14 protein-coding genes are annotated in these 16,524 nt (G+C 67.2%); 11 read left to right on the top strand and 3 right to left on the bottom strand.

Features of this window, described 5'->3' with window-relative positions; all coding sequences use genetic code 11:
* Positions 1-133: 133 nt before the first annotated feature.
* The 3 genes from trxA to DEJ30_RS18400 form a co-directional block, all read right to left on the bottom strand.
* Complete coding sequence (gene trxA, locus DEJ30_RS16065; protein WP_017887828.1) at positions 134-460, bottom strand: thioredoxin; 327 nt, start codon at positions 458-460, stop codon at positions 134-136.
* A gap of 66 nt (positions 461-526) precedes the next feature.
* Positions 527-1,525, bottom strand: a complete 999-nt coding sequence (gene trxB, locus DEJ30_RS16060) for a thioredoxin-disulfide reductase (protein WP_110862692.1) — start codon at positions 1,523-1,525, stop codon at positions 527-529.
* A 94-nt stretch (positions 1,526-1,619) separates the two neighbouring features.
* On the bottom strand, positions 1,620-5,732 hold the full coding sequence (locus DEJ30_RS18400) for a DUF6049 family protein (RefSeq protein ID WP_220032973.1): 4,113 nt from the start codon (positions 5,730-5,732) through the stop codon (positions 1,620-1,622).
* Between the two features lie 126 nt (positions 5,733-5,858).
* Here DEJ30_RS18400 and DEJ30_RS16050 point away from each other — a divergent pair, with 126 nt between their 5' ends.
* The 11 genes from DEJ30_RS16050 (at position 5,859) to DEJ30_RS17960 (ending at position 16,469) form a co-directional block, all read left to right on the top strand.
* The gene (locus tag DEJ30_RS16050) at positions 5,859-7,298 is read left to right on the top strand and encodes a CCA tRNA nucleotidyltransferase (RefSeq protein ID WP_110862704.1); all 1,440 of its coding nucleotides are present in this window, start codon (positions 5,859-5,861) and stop codon (positions 7,296-7,298) included.
* 191 nt (positions 7,299-7,489) lie between these two features.
* Positions 7,490-7,873 carry a 30S ribosomal protein S6 gene (gene rpsF, locus DEJ30_RS16045; protein WP_110862691.1) on the top strand — a complete coding sequence of 128 codons (384 nt, stop codon included), beginning with the start codon at positions 7,490-7,492 and terminating at the stop codon, positions 7,871-7,873.
* A 3-nt stretch (positions 7,874-7,876) separates the two neighbouring features.
* A complete protein-coding gene (locus DEJ30_RS16040; protein WP_110862690.1) occupies positions 7,877-8,446 on the top strand; it encodes a single-stranded DNA-binding protein in 570 nt (189 codons plus the stop codon).
* A 50-nt stretch (positions 8,447-8,496) separates the two neighbouring features.
* Positions 8,497-8,754: a 30S ribosomal protein S18 gene (rpsR, locus tag DEJ30_RS16035; protein WP_017887834.1), complete on the top strand. Its 258-nt coding sequence runs from the start codon at positions 8,497-8,499 to the stop codon at positions 8,752-8,754.
* Between the two features lie 14 nt (positions 8,755-8,768).
* Positions 8,769-9,221, top strand: coding sequence for a 50S ribosomal protein L9 (rplI, locus tag DEJ30_RS16030; protein WP_027466901.1), 453 nt, complete (start codon positions 8,769-8,771; stop codon positions 9,219-9,221).
* A gap of 569 nt (positions 9,222-9,790) precedes the next feature.
* Positions 9,791-11,155, top strand: a complete 1,365-nt coding sequence (gene dnaB, locus DEJ30_RS16025) for a replicative DNA helicase (RefSeq protein ID WP_031260130.1) — start codon at positions 9,791-9,793, stop codon at positions 11,153-11,155.
* Between the two features lie 177 nt (positions 11,156-11,332).
* A protein-coding gene (locus DEJ30_RS16020; RefSeq protein WP_110862689.1) for an IS3 family transposase occupies positions 11,333-12,492 on the top strand; the annotation gives its coding sequence in 2 pieces (ribosomal slippage) (positions 11,333-11,612 and positions 11,612-12,492; 1,161 coding nt in all).
* A gap of 38 nt (positions 12,493-12,530) precedes the next feature.
* Positions 12,531-12,830 carry a TniQ family protein gene (locus tag DEJ30_RS18685; RefSeq protein WP_181420183.1) on the top strand — a complete coding sequence of 100 codons (300 nt, stop codon included), beginning with the start codon at positions 12,531-12,533 and terminating at the stop codon, positions 12,828-12,830.
* Between the two features lie 14 nt (positions 12,831-12,844).
* The gene (locus tag DEJ30_RS16010) at positions 12,845-14,293 is read left to right on the top strand and encodes a hypothetical protein (RefSeq protein WP_110862688.1); all 1,449 of its coding nucleotides are present in this window, start codon (positions 12,845-12,847) and stop codon (positions 14,291-14,293) included.
* Between the two features lie 110 nt (positions 14,294-14,403).
* Entirely contained in the window at positions 14,404-15,924 is a 1,521-nt protein-coding gene (locus DEJ30_RS16000) for a hypothetical protein (RefSeq protein ID WP_146238628.1), read from the top strand.
* The gene (locus tag DEJ30_RS17960; RefSeq protein WP_146238627.1) at positions 15,897-16,469 is read left to right on the top strand and encodes an ASCH domain protein; all 573 of its coding nucleotides are present in this window, start codon (positions 15,897-15,899) and stop codon (positions 16,467-16,469) included. The genes DEJ30_RS16000 and DEJ30_RS17960 overlap by 28 nt, the downstream gene beginning before the upstream one ends.
* The last annotated feature ends 55 nt before the right edge of the window (positions 16,470-16,524 follow it).

The following is a 16,524-nucleotide window of genomic DNA, read 5'->3' as shown; positions in this document are numbered from 1 at the left end:
GGGACATTCCCGCCACACTACGACATCAGCCCGGGGAACCAGGGTTCGGCGACGGAGCCGATCGTCATCCGGTGGCTCCGGACGAGAACGGCCCCGCCCTCCGGGGAGGGCGGGGCCGTTCGGGTGGGGCGACCTACGCGAGGAACTCGGCGAGGTCGGCCTCGAGCGCGGGCTTCGGCTTGGCGCCGATGACGGTCTTGACGACCTCGCCGCCCTTGAAGACCTTCATCGCCGGGATCGACGTGATCTGGTAGTTCATGGCCGACTGGGGGTTGTCGTCCACGTTGAGCTTCACGATCTCGATCTTGCCGGCGTGCTCTTCGGCGATCTGGTCGAGGATCGGCGAGACCGCGCGACACGGGCCACACCACTCGGCCCAGAAGTCGACGAGGATCGTCTTGTCGGACTTGAGGACCTCGTCCGAGAAGGTGGCGTCGGTGACAGCCTTGGCGTTGGACATGTGTGCTCCTTCGAGAAGTCGTTCAGGGGGTACAACGGCGATGCCGTCGTGGTATTCCGAGGCGGGTCAGGCCCGTGCGGCGATGACGTCGACCATGGCGGGCTCGGTCGGACCGACGCCCTCGGCCTCGTCCGTCAGTGCGTCGTCGAGCTCGGCGAGGTACTTCTCGGCGTCGAGCGCGGCGACCGTGCCCGAACCCGCAGCCGTGATGGCCTGACGGTAGGTCGGGTCGATGACGTCACCGGCGGCGAAGACACCCGGCAGGTTGGTCTTCGACGAGCGGCCCTGGACGGCGATCGTGCCCTCGGGCGCGATGTCGATCTGGCCGTGGATCAGGTGCGTGCGCGGGTCGTTGCCGATCGCGATGAACAGGCCGTCCAGCGCGAGCTCGGACTCCTCGCCCGTCACGGTGTCCTTGAGCGTGACGCCCTCGACCGCGGAGTCACCGGTGATGCCGGTGACTTCCTTGTTCCACGCGAACTCGATCTTCGGGTCGTTCATCGCACGGTCCTGCATGATCTTCGACGCACGCAGGGAGTCCTTGCGGTGGATGACCGTCACCTTGTCGGCGAAGCGGGTGAGGAACGTCGCCTCTTCCATCGCGGAGTCGCCACCGCCGACGACGGCGATGTTCTTCTGTCGGAAGAAGAAGCCGTCGCAGGTCGCGCACCACGAGACACCGTGGCCGGACAGGCGCTCTTCGTCGGGGAGGCCGAGGTGACGGTAGGCCGAGCCGGTGGCGTAGATCACCGCGAGGGCCTCGTACGTCTCGCCGGAACCGACCGTGACCTTCTTGACCTTGCCGGTGAGGTCGACGGAGACGGCGTCGTCGTACAGGACCTCGGCGCCGAACTTCTCGGCCTGTTCCTGCATCTTGATCATGAGGTCGGGGCCCTGGATCCCCTCGGGGAAGCCGGGGAAGTTCTCGACCTCGGTCGTCTTGGTGAGTTCACCGCCCGTCTCGACACTGGAGGCGACGATGAGCGGCTTGAGCTCTGCGCGCGCTGCGTAGATGCCGGCGGTGAACCCGGCCGGGCCGGAACCGATGATGATGAGCTGGCGCATGCCTGATTGCCCTTCCGTTGCGTCTGACCGGGTCAACCCATCGTACCGGCGAGGCATTCCACACGGCCCGTGAGCGTGCGGCGTCCGGCAGGGATCAGCGGCCGAGCTTGCTGCGGAGCATCCGGACGGCGTTGCCGATCTCACCGTTCTTCGCGACGACGAGGGCTCCGAAGTACACGGCCACCATCACGGCGCCGGTGAGGATGATCGTGATGAGGGCACCGGTGCGGTCGGACATCGCGAACCCGGCCTCTGAGAACGCGCCGAAGAAGTTCACGACGAGGAGCCCGACGACGCCCGAGATCAGCGCGGCGATCACGAACTGGACGTGCGACCGGGTGATGACCGGTCCCTCGATGCTGCCGAGCCGCTTGCGGACGAGCACGAGTGCGACGATCGTCTGCGCCGACCCCGCGATGGTGGTGCAGGCGGCGACCCCGATGCCGATGACCGAGGTGGGGAACGTCGACACCGCCAGGGCTCCGATGACGAACAGCACCGACTGGATGCACTGCATCAGGAACGGCGTCCGGTGGTCGTGCATCGCCCAGAAGACCCGCTGGATCACGAACAGCATGCTGAACAGGACGAGTCCGGGCATGTAGGCGACGAGCACGGCGCCGACCTGCAGGGCGCTTTCGAACGTGCCCTCGTACAGGCGGCCGAACGGGACGGCGACGACGATCAGCGCGACCGAGGCGAAGACGGTGAAGAGCCCGACGATGCGCAGGGACAGCGACAGGTTGCGGCGGACGGCGTCGAGGTCGCCACGTTCGGCGTCGTGGCTCATGCGGGTGAAGTACGCCGTCGCGATGGAGACCGTGATGATCGAGTGCGGGAGCATGAAGATGAGCCACGCGTTGCCGAGCACGGCGTTGCCGGGCCCGTCGTCCTGACCCTTCCAGGCGACCGCAGACTGCACGATCCCGGCGATCTGGGTCACGAGGATCATCGCGAAGAGCCAGCCGGCGGCGGTGCCCGTGGACTTGAGACCGACCCCGCGCCAGCGGAAGTCCGGTCGGAACGACAGGCCGGCGCGCTTCCAGAAGAACGGCAGGAACGCCGCCTGGGCGAAGACGCCGAGGGACGCGCTGCCCGCGAGGACCGCGATCTTGACCGGCGTCCACTCACCGACGTCACTGTGCCCGCTGCCGAACAGCGCGATGAAGACGATGAGGCCGGCGATCGCGATGACGTTGTTCAGCAGTGGTGCCCACGTGAACGGCCCGAAGACCTGCTTCGCGTTGAGGACCTCGCCGAGCAGGGAGTACATCGCGTAGAAGAGGATCTGCGGGAGGCACCAGAAGGCGAAGGCGATGGCGAGGTCGGTGGCGGCCGGACCTCGGCTGTCGGACGACGTCGTGTACAGCCGCACGAGGAGCGGCGCGAGTGCCGTCGCCACGATCGTGATGACGATGAAGACGGAACCACCGAGCGTCACGATCTTGTTGACGTACGCCTGCCCGCCGTCCGTGCCGGTCTTCATCGCGCGGACGATCTGCGGGATGAGCACGGCCGACAGCAGACCGCCCGCGATGAGCGCGTAGATGTTGTTCGGCAGCTGGTTCGCGACGGCGAAGGCGTTGGCCGAGGGGCTCGCATTCTGCCCGATCGCGTACGCCAGCACGAAGGTCTTCGCGAAGCCGAGGATGCGGCTCACCATCGTGCCGGCGGCGAGCATCGCGCTCGCCCGGCCGAGGCTGCGCTCGGCGACCGGCTCGGCGTCGACGTCGGGCTGGGGCTGGCTGGCGCTGATGGTCGGCTCCTCGGGGTCGCGGTCGTCCGCGACGGTGTTGCGTGCGGCGTCGGACGGGAGGCCCGGCTCGGCTCCGGCGCGCGCGATGGCGTCCTGCAGGGGGCCCTGGTCCACCGCCGCGGTCGGCGCTGCGGTTGCCGCCCCGGCAGTGGACGCGGCCGCGCTGGGAGTGGGGGCCGCTCCGGAGGGGTGATCCGTGCCTCCAGGCCGGGTGGTGGCCGCCTGCGCGCCCCCGACCGTCGGCTGGACCGCCAGGGGGCGGTTCGGGTCGTCGTCGTCCTCGTCGTCGAGCTCGCCGTTGCGGCGGCGGATGCGCTTGCGGATGCTGCGGAAGATGCCGAAGCCGAAGATGCCGATCAGGGCGATCGCCGCGACCGCGGTGATGACCGTCTCCCACTGGGCCTGCACGTTCAGCTCGACGGTCGCGGGCTGGGCCACGGCGACGCCGGTCGGACTCGAGAGCGACATCGTCAGCTCGACCTTGCCGTTCGCGACCGACTGCACGGGGACGGTGGCGCGGGTGGAGGAGTCGGGCTGGATCTCGACGACGATGTCGTTGCGGACGACCCGCAGCGCCGAGTTGGACGGCTGCACGGACAGGTGCACCGTGACCGGGTAGTCGGAGCTGTTGCGGATGGACACCGGCAGGGACGACCGGTCGCCGAGCAGGGTGAGGCTGCTCGAGTCGACGATGCCGACCTCGGTGGTGCTCTTCGCCCAGGCGGCCGTGCGGGCGTCGACCGCGGCGGCGAACCCCTGGTCGTCGTCGCGCCACGCGTTCGAGGCGAGCGCGAGCAGACGGAGCCGGGCCGGGGCGGTGAGCTGGTTCGGGTCGCCGAGGACCGTCGCGAACGCGGAGAGCCCCTGTTCTCCGCGCACGAGTCGCCGGAGCTGGTCGATGCGGGCCTCGCCTGTGGACGCGCTGGCGAGCGTGAGCGATCCGGCGACGGCCTCCGAAGCGGTGGAGAGGTCGGCCGGGGCGACCCAGGCGGTGCTCTCGAGGGCGTCCAGCGCCTGGCTGAGCCGCGTGGAGTCGGACGGCCACTCGCGCCCGAGGGTCAGCAGGATCGGGCCCGTGGCGGTGGCGGCTCGGGCCGAGGTGGCCAACGTCGCGGTGAGCTCGGACATCGCCGACGAGAAGGTCTGCCGGTCGGTGGCGGCCGCGGCTCGGCGGAGCATCGACGACATCGACTGGTCGGAGACGAGCACGTGGTCGTCGCCGATCTTCTCGGACGCCGTGATGGTGGTGTCCGCGCCGGCCGAGGTGTTGCCGCTCGAGACGATGGTGGTCTTCGTGCCGGCACGCTCGAGCGCGGGCAGGTCGGCGGAGGACACGGTTCCCTCGGTCGGCCAGGCGATCGAGTCCATCGAGTACGGGAAGTCGAGCAGGGACTCCGTGGTCGGCAGGGTCTCCTGCGCCTGGTCGGCAGCGTCGCCGGTCGTGGCGCCGTCGCTCGAGGCCTCGGTGGGCGCCGGGGACGAGGTCTGCCCCGGCGTGGCCGTCGGTGTCGGGGCCGGGGTCTCGGCGCCGGGGAAGTTCTCGGACTCGACGGACTGGTCGAGGGAGATCGGCGACAGGATGCCGTCGGATCCGGCCTGACGGAGGCCGGTGACGTCAGCGTCGGCGTAGGGCAGCGCGAAGGTCTCGTTGCGCAGTGCTTCGAGACGCTGCAGCCAGGTGGTCGCGCTCGACGGTGCGTTGTCGCCGAGGATCCGGATCGAGGCGATGATCCGAGGGTCGACGGCCACGGCGACGTTGTGGTCCTCGGCCGCGTCGAGCTGCTGCGTGAGGGTGCCGTCCACCGAGGTCGCGGCGGCCAGCACCGGGGCGGTGAGGACGCCGTCGGTCGACTTGGGCACCGTGACCGGCATCGCGACGGAGACGCTGACCGGGGCCTGTTCGAAGTCCGGGTACCAGGTGATCGCGGAGCGGTCGACGGCGAAGGCGTCGCCCGCCGTGTACTCGGCAGCGATGCGGCGGGCGCCGAACGAGGAGTACCCGCCGAGCGCGACGTTGCCGGAGACGATGTCGACCGAGTCGATGGTGATCGAACGGTGCGCCGGGATCGCCGGGATGTCCACCGAGTCCATCGGGGCGCCGAGGTAACCGGTTGTGGTGGTGTCGCTGAGCCAGCTCGCCAGGACATCGCGCGTGCTCACCGAGCGGAAGATGTCGAACTCCGCGGTGCCGGCCGGCAGGGCCGTGTCGGTGTCGTTCGTGACGGTGACCGACAGGGTGAGGTCCTGGTCGCGCTCGACGACGCCGCGGTTCGCCGGGGCGATCGAGATGGTCGCCTTGCCTGCGTCGGCGGCGGCCGGGTCGGCGACGTGGCTCTTGGCCGCGGACACCGTGGCGGCCGAGGCGTGATCGGTGGTGACGGGCGCGACGACCAGGCCGAGCGCGACGAGGGTCGACGCGGCTGCGGCGAGCGTGGTGCGGAGCATCTGCATACGGGGAGCGGGCCACGGGGTCGGTTCGGGCCGAGCACGAGTGTATGAGGCGCGACCATGAACAGGTCCCGTGCGCGCGCGGCTCGTGGAGAACTCGGGCCTCGATCTGGGAGGATGAGCACCGTCATGCAGTCCGTTGCCCAGGCCGTCGAACGACTCGACGCACTCGCCACCACCGAGCCCGTCGACCTCCTCGCTCGGGCCTTCGCCGACGCCGGACACGAACTCGCCCTCGTCGGCGGCCCCGTCCGTGACGCGTTCCTCGGCCGTCCGGTGACCGATCTGGACTTCACCACCGACGCGCGGCCGGACGACATCCTGCGGATCGTCGAACCCATCGCGAGCGCCACCTGGGACGTCGGTCGCCAGTTCGGCACCATAGCCGCACGGGTCGCCGGCGAGCAGGTCGAGATCACCACGTACCGCAGCGACGTCTACGACGGCGAGACCCGCAAGCCCGAGGTCGCGTTCGGCGACACCATCGAGGACGACCTGCTCCGTCGCGACTTCACCGTCAACGCGATGGCCCTGCGACTGCCGGCTCGCGAGCTCGTCGACGTGCACGGCGGCGTCGAGGACCTGCTCGCCGCACGGCTCCGGACGCCCCAGACCGCGGTCGTCTCGTTCCGCGACGACCCCCTGCGGATGATGCGCGCCGCACGGTTCACCTCACAGCTCGGTTTCACCGTCGACGACGACGTGCGGGCCGCGATGCAGGAGCTCGTCGCGTCGATCGACATCGTGTCCGCCGAGCGGGTCCGCGACGAGCTCGTCAAGCTGCTCAACACGGACGACCCGGTCCCCGGCCTCCGGCTGCTCGTCGACACCGGGCTCGCCGAGCGGTTCCTGCCGGAGCTGCCCGAGATGCGGCTCGAGGTCGACGAGCACCACCACCACAAGGACGTCTACGAGCACTCGCTCACCGTGCTCGAGCAGGCCATCGGGTACGAGGCCGAACGGCACGCCGGCGATCCCCCGGACACCGTGCTCCGGCTCGCGGCGCTGCTGCACGACATCGGCAAGCCCGCGACGCGCAAGCTCGAGCCCGGCGGCGCCGTGAGCTTCCACCACCACGACCTGGTCGGTTCGAAGATGGCGAAGAAGCGACTCCGTGCGCTCCGCTTCGACAACGACACCATCGCCGCGGTGTCCCGCCTGATCGAGCTGCACCTGCGCTTCTTCGGGTACACCGAGGGCGCCTGGACCGACTCCGCCGTCCGCCGTTACGTCCGTGACGCCGGACCCCAGCTCGAACGGCTGCACGAGCTCACCCGGTCGGACGTCACCACCCGCAACCGCCGCAAGGCCGACCGGCTGGCGTTCGCCTACGACGACCTCGAGGACCGCATCAAGACCCTCTCCGAGCAGGAGGAGCTGGAGTCGATCCGTCCGGACCTGACCGGCGACGACATCATGCGGATCCTCGACATCCCGCCGGGGCGTGCCGTGGGCGAGGCCTACCGGTTCCTGCTCGAGGCCCGGATGGACGAAGGACCCCTCGGGCCGGAGACGGCCGAGGAGCGCCTGCGCGAGTGGTGGGGCGCCCGAGGCGACACCGGCGCCTGAGACAACAGCGCCTGAGACGCGACCGCCTGACGGGCGGAACCGCTGTCCACAGGCCGGTGGCGCGCCTCCAGGCAGTCCGGTAGGCTACCCAGGTTGCCCCTCGCGCACCTACGTGGTCTGGGGCACATGCATCAACCCTCCTGCCCCGGGAACCGCCCGGGGCCGCTGAGACCAGAGGAGGTGGGTTCCGCATGCACCAGTACGAACTGATGGCGATCCTCGACCCCGAGATCGATGAGCGCACCGTCGCTCCCAGCCTGGACAAGTTCCTGGCCGTGATCCGCAACGCGGGTGGCACCGTCGACAACGTGGACGTCTGGGGCCGTCGCCGGCTCGCTTACGAGATCGCGAAGAAGTCCGAGGGCATCTACGCCGTCGTCGACTTCACGTCGACGTCCGAGGCCGCCAAGGAGCTCGACCGTCAGCTCGGTCTCTCCGAGGCCGTGCTCCGCACGAAGGTCCTCCGCGCTGAAGAGGGCATCGCGCAGGTCGCCGCCCAGAAGCAGCGTGACGAGGCTCGTGCGGCCCGCAAGGCCGCCAACGCCTCCGCAACCGCGACCGCGAGCGCCGAGTAACCCGTGGCCGGCGAAACCGTCATCACGGTGGTGGGCAACCTCACCGCGGACCCCGAGCTGCGTTACACGCAGAACGGGCTCGCCGTGGCGAACTTCACCATCGCGTCGACCCCTCGCACGTTCGACCGTCAGGCGAACGAGTGGAAGGACGGCGATGCGCTGTTCCTCCGCGCGAGTGTGTGGCGCGAGTTCGCCGAGCACGTGGCGGGGTCGCTGACGAAGGGCTCGCGCGTCATCGCGCAGGGTCGTCTGCGTCAGCGTTCCTACCAGGACCGTGAGGGCCAGCAGCGCACGAGCATCGAGCTCGAGGTCGACGAGATCGGCCCGTCGCTTCGCTACGCGACCGCACAGATCACCCGTGCAGCGGGTGGCAGTGGCGGCGGTCGTGGCCAGGTCGGCGGCGGCGGCAACGCCCCCGCGGGCAACGGCGGCGGCAACTGGAACAACAACGGTGGCGGTCAGTCGGACGCGCCCTGGTCTCCCCAGGGCGGCCAGCAGGGTGGCGGCAACGCACAGTCGAACGACGTGTGGAGCACCCCCGGCGGCAACTTCGACGACGAGACCCCGTTCTGATCCTCCCGGTTCCGACGGACACACAACTTTTCTTCTAAGGACAAATCACTATGGCTGGAAAGAGCACCGGCGACCGCCGGAAGCCTCGCGGCAAGGGCGGCAAGAACGCTGCTCCCGCGAAGTCGATCAAGGTCGGCGTCATCGACTACAAGGACGTCGCGACCCTTCGCAAGTTCATCTCGGAGCGTGGAAAGATCCGCGCCCGTCGCATCACCGGCGTCTCCGTCCAGGAGCAGCGCCTCATCGCCCGTGCCGTGAAGAACGCCCGTGAGATGGCGCTCCTCCCCTACGCCGGCTCCGGCCGCTGATCGGAGGTCGACACATGTCGAAGCTCATCCTCACCCACGAGGTCTCCGGCCTCGGTTCCGCTGGTGACGTCGTCGACGTCAAGAACGGCTACGCCCGCAACTACCTCATCCCCCAGGGCTTCGCTGTCGCGTGGTCCAAGGGCGGCGAGAAGCAGGTCGAGTCGATCCGTGCCGCGCGTACTGCGCGCGAGCTCGCCACCATCGAAGAGGCACAGGACCTCAAGATGAAGCTCGAGAACGCGACCATCACCCTGTCGGTCAAGGCCGGCAAGGACGGTCGTCTGTTCGGCTCCGTCCGTCCGGGCGACGTCGCTGACGCCGTCCAGGCGCAGGGCGTCGGCTCGCTCGACAAGCGCAAGGTCGAGGTCCCCGCGACCATCAAGACCGTCGGTGACCACGAGGCCACCGTGCGCCTGCGCGAGGACATCACTGCCGTGATCTCGCTCAAGGTCGTCGCTGCCAAGTAGCACTGACGTTCCGCTCCACGACGGGCGGGTCTCCTCCGGGAGGCCCGCCCGTCGTTGCGTTCCGGGGGCGGTCGCGCGGCTTGTCCTACGGCTGTCGCCGACATGGTCACGGGCCTGGAGGCGCGGCTCGACTCGGGCTGGCTGGTTACGGTTCAGACGGGGTCGCGCTGGCTGGGAACAGGCCGAGAACTCTCCCCACAGGAGGGGTGCTTGTCAAGTCGTTTTACACAGTGGAAACGTGTCAAATCGGAACCTTCAAGGGGTACTTGAATCCCACTTTTCCACACACGGTGTGCACCAGGAAACCCCAGGTCAAGCGGTCGAAAGTGTGTTCGCACACCGCTTTTTCCACAGGCTCGTCCACAGTTCTCCACACAGCGTTCCGGCGTGTTCCGCAGCCTCTCCACAGAGTTATCCACAGGGCCGTTTGTTGGGGATAACTCCGGGGCCGTAGCTTGGGCCAGCGACTCGGGGATGTCGGTCGCCGAGGGTAGAAACAGGGGTGCGGGTTCCCGCCGGTGGGTGCTGTCCCGCCGGTTCAGGTCCGTGTCGTCAACAGAGGAGAGCGTGTGTCGATCGCACATCTTGAGCCCGCACCGCAGGACTACGCGGAGCGCGGCATGGAACGCACCCCGCCGCACGACATGCTCGCGGAGCAGTCGACCATCGGTGGCATGCTCCTGTCGAAGGACGCCGTCGCCGACGTCATCGAGACCGCCCGCGGTGTGGACTTCTACGTCCCCAAGCACGAGGTCATCTTCGACGCGATCCTGTCGCTCTACTCGCACGGTGAACCCACCGACGTCATCGCCGTCACCGACGAGCTGACCAAGACCGGTCTGCTGTCCCGTGCCGGGGGCGCCGAGTACCTGCACAGCGTCACGAGCATGGTGCCGACCGCCGCGAACGCCGGCTACTACGCCGGCATCGTCGCCGAGAAGGCCGTGCTGCGTCGCCTGGTCGACGCCGGCACCCGCATCGTCCAGATGGGTTACGCGTCGGAGGGTGAGGTCACCGACCTCGTCAACAGCGCGCAGGCCGAGGTCTACAACGTCGCCGGTGGTGTGCAGACCGAGGACTACGTCCCGCTGACCGATGCCATCTCAGCCGCGCTCGACGAGATCGAGGCCGCCAAGGGCCGCGACGGCCAGATGACCGGCGTGCCGACCGGGTTCGCGCAGCTCGACGGCCTGACGAACGGGTTCCACCCCGGACAGCTCATCATCGTCGCCGCCCGACCCGCCCTGGGTAAGTCGACGCTCGCACTCGACCTGTGCCGTGCCGCCGCGATCAAGCACGACCAGACCGCCGCCTTCTTCTCGCTCGAGATGGGCCGCGCCGAGATCGCGATGCGTCTGCTGTCCGCCGAGACCAGCGTGCCCCTGCAGAACATGCGCAAGGGCACCGTGGACTCTCGCGACTGGACCACCATTGCGCAGACCCGCGGTCGCATCAACGACGCCCCGTTCTTCATCGACGACTCCCCCAACATGACGCTCGTCGAGATCCGTGCCAAGTGCCGTCGACTCAAGCAGCAGCACAACCTGAAGCTCGTGGTCATCGACTACCTGCAGCTGATGACCTCGGGCAAGAAGGTCGAGAGCCGCCAGCAAGAGGTCTCCGAGTTCTCGCGTGCCCTGAAGCTGATGGCCAAGGAGCTCCAGGTCCCCGTCATCGCACTGTCGCAGCTGAACCGTGGTCCGGAGCAGCGTGCCGACAAGAAGCCGGCGATCTCCGACCTTCGTGAGTCCGGCTCCATCGAGCAGGACGCCGACATGGTCATCCTGCTGCACCGCGAGTCGGCGTACGAGAAGGACAACCCGCGTCAGGGTGAGGCGGACCTGATCGTGGCGAAGCACCGTAACGGACCGACGGACACCATCACCGTGGCGTTCCACGGGATGTTCTCGCGGTTCGTTGACATGCCGCAGTAGGCGGCTTCTGTTGTCGGTGTCCCAGCTAGATGGTCTCTCCGCCTAGGAGATGGTCCCTTCCTGTGAGACTGACCATCTGCAAGGCGGACGGTGACCCGATGATCGGATGGGACTGCTGCAGGTTTGGTTGACTCCTGACAGGTAGGGGCGTTGGCTCCTGCTGGAAGGATGTGCGCCATGGTGAAGGCGTATCCGGAAGAGTTCCGCCGTGATGTGATCGCGGTCGCCCGGAAGGGTGAGACGTCGGTGCGGCAGGTCGCGAAGGACTTTGGTGTGTCCGAGTCCTGCCTGGCCCGCTGGTTGCGGCTCGCGGACCGTGATGATGGCGTCGGTGTCGCGGCGGTGCCGTCGGTGAAAGCGGTGGAGCAGGCGGAGCTGCGGGACGCGCAGAGACGGATCCGGCTCCTCGAGCAGGAGAACGAGATCCTCCGCCGGGCGGCCGCGTATCTGTCGCAGGCGCATCTCCCAAAATGATGTACCCGCTGGTCCTCGAACTCGCCGCAGACCGGATCCCGGTCGCGGTGGCCTGCCGGGTGCTGGGCTTCTCGAAGCAGGCCTTCTATCGGTGGCGTGCTGATCCGGTGACTGAGCGCGACTGGGACGACGCGCACCTGACCAACGCAGCGATCGATGCGCACCGCGACGACCCAACGTTCGGGTACCGGTTCATCGACGACCTTCATGCTGCCGGCCACCGGGTTTCGGAACGGCGGGTGTGGCGGCTGTGTTCACAGCAGCGGCTGTGGTCGCTGCACGCGAAGAAGCGTGGCCTGAACCGGAAGGCCGGGCCGCCGGTGCACGACGACCGGGTCCGGCGTGCGTTCACGGCGCCAGACCTCGACAAGCTCTGGCTGACCGATATCACTGAGCACCCGACTGGTGAGGGCAAGCTCTACCTCTGCGCGATCAAGGACGCCTGCTCGCGCCGGATCGTGGGTTACTCAATCGGCGATCGCATGCGGTCCTCGCTCGCCGTCGCGGCCCTGCGGATGGCGATCTCCCGCCGGAATCCGTCAGGGACGGTCGTCCACTCGGATCGGGGTAGTCAGTTCCGGTCGAAGAAGTTCGTCCGGGCGCTATCGGACGCCGGGCTGCTCGGATCGATGGGGCGGGTCGGCGCGTGCGCGGACAACGCTGCGATGGAATCGTTCTTCGCGCTCCTGCAGAAGAACGTCCTCAACCGGAGACGCTGGGCGACTCGGGAAGAGCTCCGGCTCGCGATCATCACCTGGATCGAAGCGACCTACCACCGGAAACGGCGGCAACGAGGTCTGGGGAAGTTGACCCCGATCGAGTACGAGACGATCATCAACCCACAGGTCGCACTCGCGGCCTAAACAAACGAGTCAACGAAACCTGCAGCAGTCCCTTCCGCGTGAACGGCACCTTCGCGCAATCGAAGAATTGGACGCGAGGCGGCGGCACCCGCTACTGCCCAACGTGCCTGCTTGAGCGGCCCGGTGTGTTCTATACCGAGTGGCGGCTGTGGTGGTGCTTCGTCTGCGAACGACACAACGCCGTCCTCCACGACTCGTGCCCCGCCTGCCATCAACCGATCGTCGAAGCATCTCCTCGCGAGACCGAGTGTCGCGACCCATCCCTGTGCTGGGCCCTCTACAGTGAGAGTGACTACTGCCGCCATCCGCTCGCACAGACATGGCGCGAGGAGCGCTGACGGCAGACTCTTCCATGCTCCTCGCTCAACGAGCGATCTCACGCCACTGGCGTCCCGGGACCTACGATAGCCCGAACATCCCCGCCGCGACGTTCCGAGGCGCCGCGATCGCGCTCCTGTCGGCGGGTCACCATGACACCATCTCCAAGCTGTCCGGCGTCGACGAATCTGAACTTCAGGGGCTGTTCGATTACAGCGTCCGCATCGGCACCTCTCCGCCCAAGGAACCCCTCGCGATGGGCGCGCTCCTCGGAGCGGCGTACCGACTCATCACGGATGACGAGCTGACGGTCGCCCCGACGATCCGACAGCTCACCTACGACCGATCGGCTCGCACCGACAAAGAAGCGCCCGCACCGTGGAGCGCCCGGAACTTCCTCGACGCCTGGCCAGGCATCGACTCGCTGAGGCGCAGCCGAGTGATCCGTAGTCTCGACAACGACCTCAGCCCAATTCAGCGCCTCGTACACGGTTCCGCAGCTTCAGCAGCCGCATGGGAAGGCTTCGAACTCATCCGCCGAGCGGGATGGGAAGCGCCCGACGCGCACCCTGAATCGTTCGTCGCCCTGATGAACGCCGCCGACTCACCCACCAGCGTCACCTGGGCGGCGTCCGCCATACCGCCGCTGCTGTGGCCATCATGGGCCGCACCCCTCGGCATCGACCCCAGAACAGATGGCATCACGCTGCAACACGCGCTCGCTGAGGCCCTCCGTATCGCCGGGACCGGGGCCCTCCCGGACTACGAGGCGATCGCCGGGATCGGCCGGAAACTGCGCCCCAGCATGCTCGGTACCCCAACGCAGACCACATCGATATTGCGCCAACTCACTGAGCTCGCCCTTGCCCTGAGAGCTACTCCGGGACCCATCGACTATCTCCAGCGGCGGCAGCTCGATACGTCACGGCTCCTGGAAAGAGCCCACTGGCAGCTCATCTGCGCATCCGTGGGTCACGACGCAGGCCGATCCCGCCGCCACCTCAACGCTCAGCGCTACGCATACATGCGCATCACCGCCACGGCACCCTCGGCATTGCCCGCCCGGCTGCGGTTCCGAGGCCACGTCCCCGACGCGGCGAACTACACCGAGTTCCTTCTCCAAATGACCGCGGAGCTCAAAGCCGCGATCGACACGTACCTCAGCGCCTGGCTTACCGTCACTGCACCACCCCACCCGTCGATGCCGGCTAACTCGCCGCTTGTCACCTGGAGTCCTCCACGCTTCGCGCACCCCGGTGCCAGCCTCGGCCATGAACTGCGCGACATCGACCTCGAAATGCTCCACGACCGCCTCAGGATGAACGCGCCTTCACTGAAGGCCCTCGCCGTCGAGCTGGGCCGGCCGGTGCGACACGTGCGGTGGGCGGTCGCGGCCTTCCCACCACCGACAGGAAATCGTTGCGCGCCGATCGACTGGCTTGAACACCTTCCGGCAGAGCAGTCCTCGCTTCGCTTGCCCTGACGCGAGTCCGAACGCACGATCAAGAAGCAGTTCCGACACCCCCCGCATCTGTCACAAGGAAGGCTCGCTTTCGACTAGCGTCAGATTGACCTCACGAATGGGCTTCGATCATGGCTGCGCCGCCGCTACTCACCTTCCTGCTCGACACCAACGCGGTGATTGCGCTGGAACCGTACGCAGGCTCCGACGACGAGCAGAGCCCGGCCCTTGCCGACCTGCTCCGCCTCGCGCGCGAACACAATCACCACGTCGTCGTCCACCCGGCTAACTTCGACGACCTCCGCGAGACCGCAGACGAGGGACACCGCAGCGCGAACCTCCGGGCGCTACGGAAGTACGAGCTGATCGGCGAGCCACCGATACCTGACGATCTGCGCGATGCGTTTGGCAGCGTCGTCGACGGGTCAAATGATCATCGAGATCTGCGACTACTCGCCGCCGCCGCTGCAGGAGCGGCAACGCACCTCGTCACGAACGACCGCCGACTCCTCCGTCGTGCTGCCCGTGCTGATCTCGAGGAACAGGTCCTTCGACCCGCAGAAGCACTAACACTTCTCCAGACCTTGTACCCGGAGGATCCGGCAGCACCGCCGCAGGTGCACCGCCGGATGGCAGCCGAACTCAGGCTCGACGAGCCGATCTTCGACTCCCTGCGACGTGACTACGCCGAATTCGATCAGTGGATCCGCAAGACAGTCGCACCCGACCCGAATCGTCGCGTCTGGACCGTCGAGGATGCTGACGGCGGCTACCGCGCGATCGCGATCGTCAAGCTCTCCGATGACCACCCGCTCGTCCCCAATCGGAAGCTGATGAAGATCTCCACCTTCAAGGTCGACGAACGAGCTGAAGGAGAGAAGCTCGGCGAGTTGCTCCTAAAGACGGTACTCGGCTGGGCCGCAACGAAGCGGGTCGAGGCCATGTTCGTCACAGTGATCAAGGACGAAGCGAAGCAACTCCTCGTTCGCTTCCTTGAAACGTTCGGGTTCGAGGAGGCTGGTCAGCTGCCCGATGAGGAGAATGAGTGGGTGTTCGAGAAGACGCTGCAGCCCGAATCCGGCACTGAGATCGATCCTCTCGCTTACCATGTGAAGTACGGGCCACCAGCGATCGCTCCACACGCGGATGTATTCGTCGTGCCGATACAACCGCACTGGTACGGCGGGCTCTTCCCGGATAGCCCCGCCGAGGAACCTGACGCAGCCGCCCTGTTCGAGATCGCCGAGCTCCTCCCGTTCGGCAACGCACTACGGAAGGCGTATCTCAGCAACTCCAAGCGACGAGCACTCCCCGCGGGAGCCGTGCTCCTCTTCTACCGGTCCGCTGGAGACAAGTCGGGCAGCGGGGCAGTGCGCGCGATCGGCGTCGTCGAACGCACTGTGCGCAGCTCGGATCCCTCCGAGGTGCTCGCCTTCGTCGGGCGACGTACGGTCTACAGCGCGGAAGAAGTCGCTGGCATGTGTCACAGTGGCGTCATCGCGGTCCTGTTCCGCCAGGACCGCTTCCTGACGGAACCGTGGACTCTCGACGAACTCATCGAGATGCGAGTGCTCAATGGTGCTCCTCAGGCGATCACGAAAGCAGCATCAGAAGAAGGACGAGCATGGGCACTGCAGCAACTGAGCGCGTAGCGGTCATGGCAATCCACCCCCGCTACGCCTACGCAATCTTGGACGGGGAGAAGCTCGTCGAATTCCGAAAGCGGAAGCTCGCCGACGACATTACTACGGTACTCATCTACGCGACAGCTCCAGTACAGCAAGTAATTGGGGAGTTTAGTCTGAAGAGAACGGATGTAGATGAGCCAGCGGCGATCTGGGCGAAGTACGGTCGGGCTGGTCTGATTGATGCGATCGACTTCGACAGCTACTACGCCAACTCCGGTCACGCTGTTGCGCTGCTGGTTGAGAAAGCGATTCGTTACGACGAGCCGCACTCCCTTTCTGCTTTAGATCGTCAATCAGTCCCTCAGAGTTTTTACTACGTGGATCGGCCCAAACAGAACTTCGAACATATATCATTGTCAGCCTGGGATGCCCATCGTTCCTCCCCGCTCCCCAAGAAGCGCGAGTCGACGAGATTGCTCGTGTCGAGCTCCCGCCGACGAGGCGGATCGGGTGAACTTGGTCGAACCGTGCGATCGCAGCTTAAGCAACAAGGTACGGAGAAAAAGTGACCGAGATTGCGACGAAGGTACTCCTCGAGTGGCGCGTTCCGGGCCTCCCGGGGAG

This window comes from Curtobacterium sp. MCPF17_003 (assembly GCF_003224385.1).
GTDB lineage: Bacteria > Actinomycetota > Actinomycetes > Actinomycetales > Microbacteriaceae > Curtobacterium > Curtobacterium flaccumfaciens.
The sequence above is the reverse complement of the archived record's forward strand: the minus strand, read 5'-3'. Positions and strand labels throughout refer to the sequence as shown.

Coding starts and splice junctions, on each gene's coding strand:
- trxA (WP_017887828.1), bottom strand. CDS start 460: ATGTCCAACGCCAAGGCTGTCACCGACGCCACCTTCTCGGACGAGGTC.
- rpsR (WP_017887834.1), top strand. CDS start 8,497: ATGGCTGGAAAGAGCACCGGCGACCGCCGGAAGCCTCGCGGCAAGGGC.
- DEJ30_RS16000 (WP_146238628.1), top strand. CDS start 14,404: ATGGCTGCGCCGCCGCTACTCACCTTCCTGCTCGACACCAACGCGGTG.
- DEJ30_RS16010 (WP_110862688.1), top strand. CDS start 12,845: ATGCTCCTCGCTCAACGAGCGATCTCACGCCACTGGCGTCCCGGGACC.
- DEJ30_RS18400 (WP_220032973.1), bottom strand. CDS start 5,732: ATGCAGATGCTCCGCACCACGCTCGCCGCAGCCGCGTCGACCCTCGTC.
- DEJ30_RS16050 (WP_110862704.1), top strand. CDS start 5,859: ATGCAGTCCGTTGCCCAGGCCGTCGAACGACTCGACGCACTCGCCACC.
- rpsF (WP_110862691.1), top strand. CDS start 7,490: ATGCACCAGTACGAACTGATGGCGATCCTCGACCCCGAGATCGATGAG.
- rplI (WP_027466901.1), top strand. CDS start 8,769: ATGTCGAAGCTCATCCTCACCCACGAGGTCTCCGGCCTCGGTTCCGCT.
- DEJ30_RS17960 (WP_146238627.1), top strand. CDS start 15,897: ATGGGCACTGCAGCAACTGAGCGCGTAGCGGTCATGGCAATCCACCCC.
- trxB (WP_110862692.1), bottom strand. CDS start 1,525: ATGCGCCAGCTCATCATCATCGGTTCCGGCCCGGCCGGGTTCACCGCC.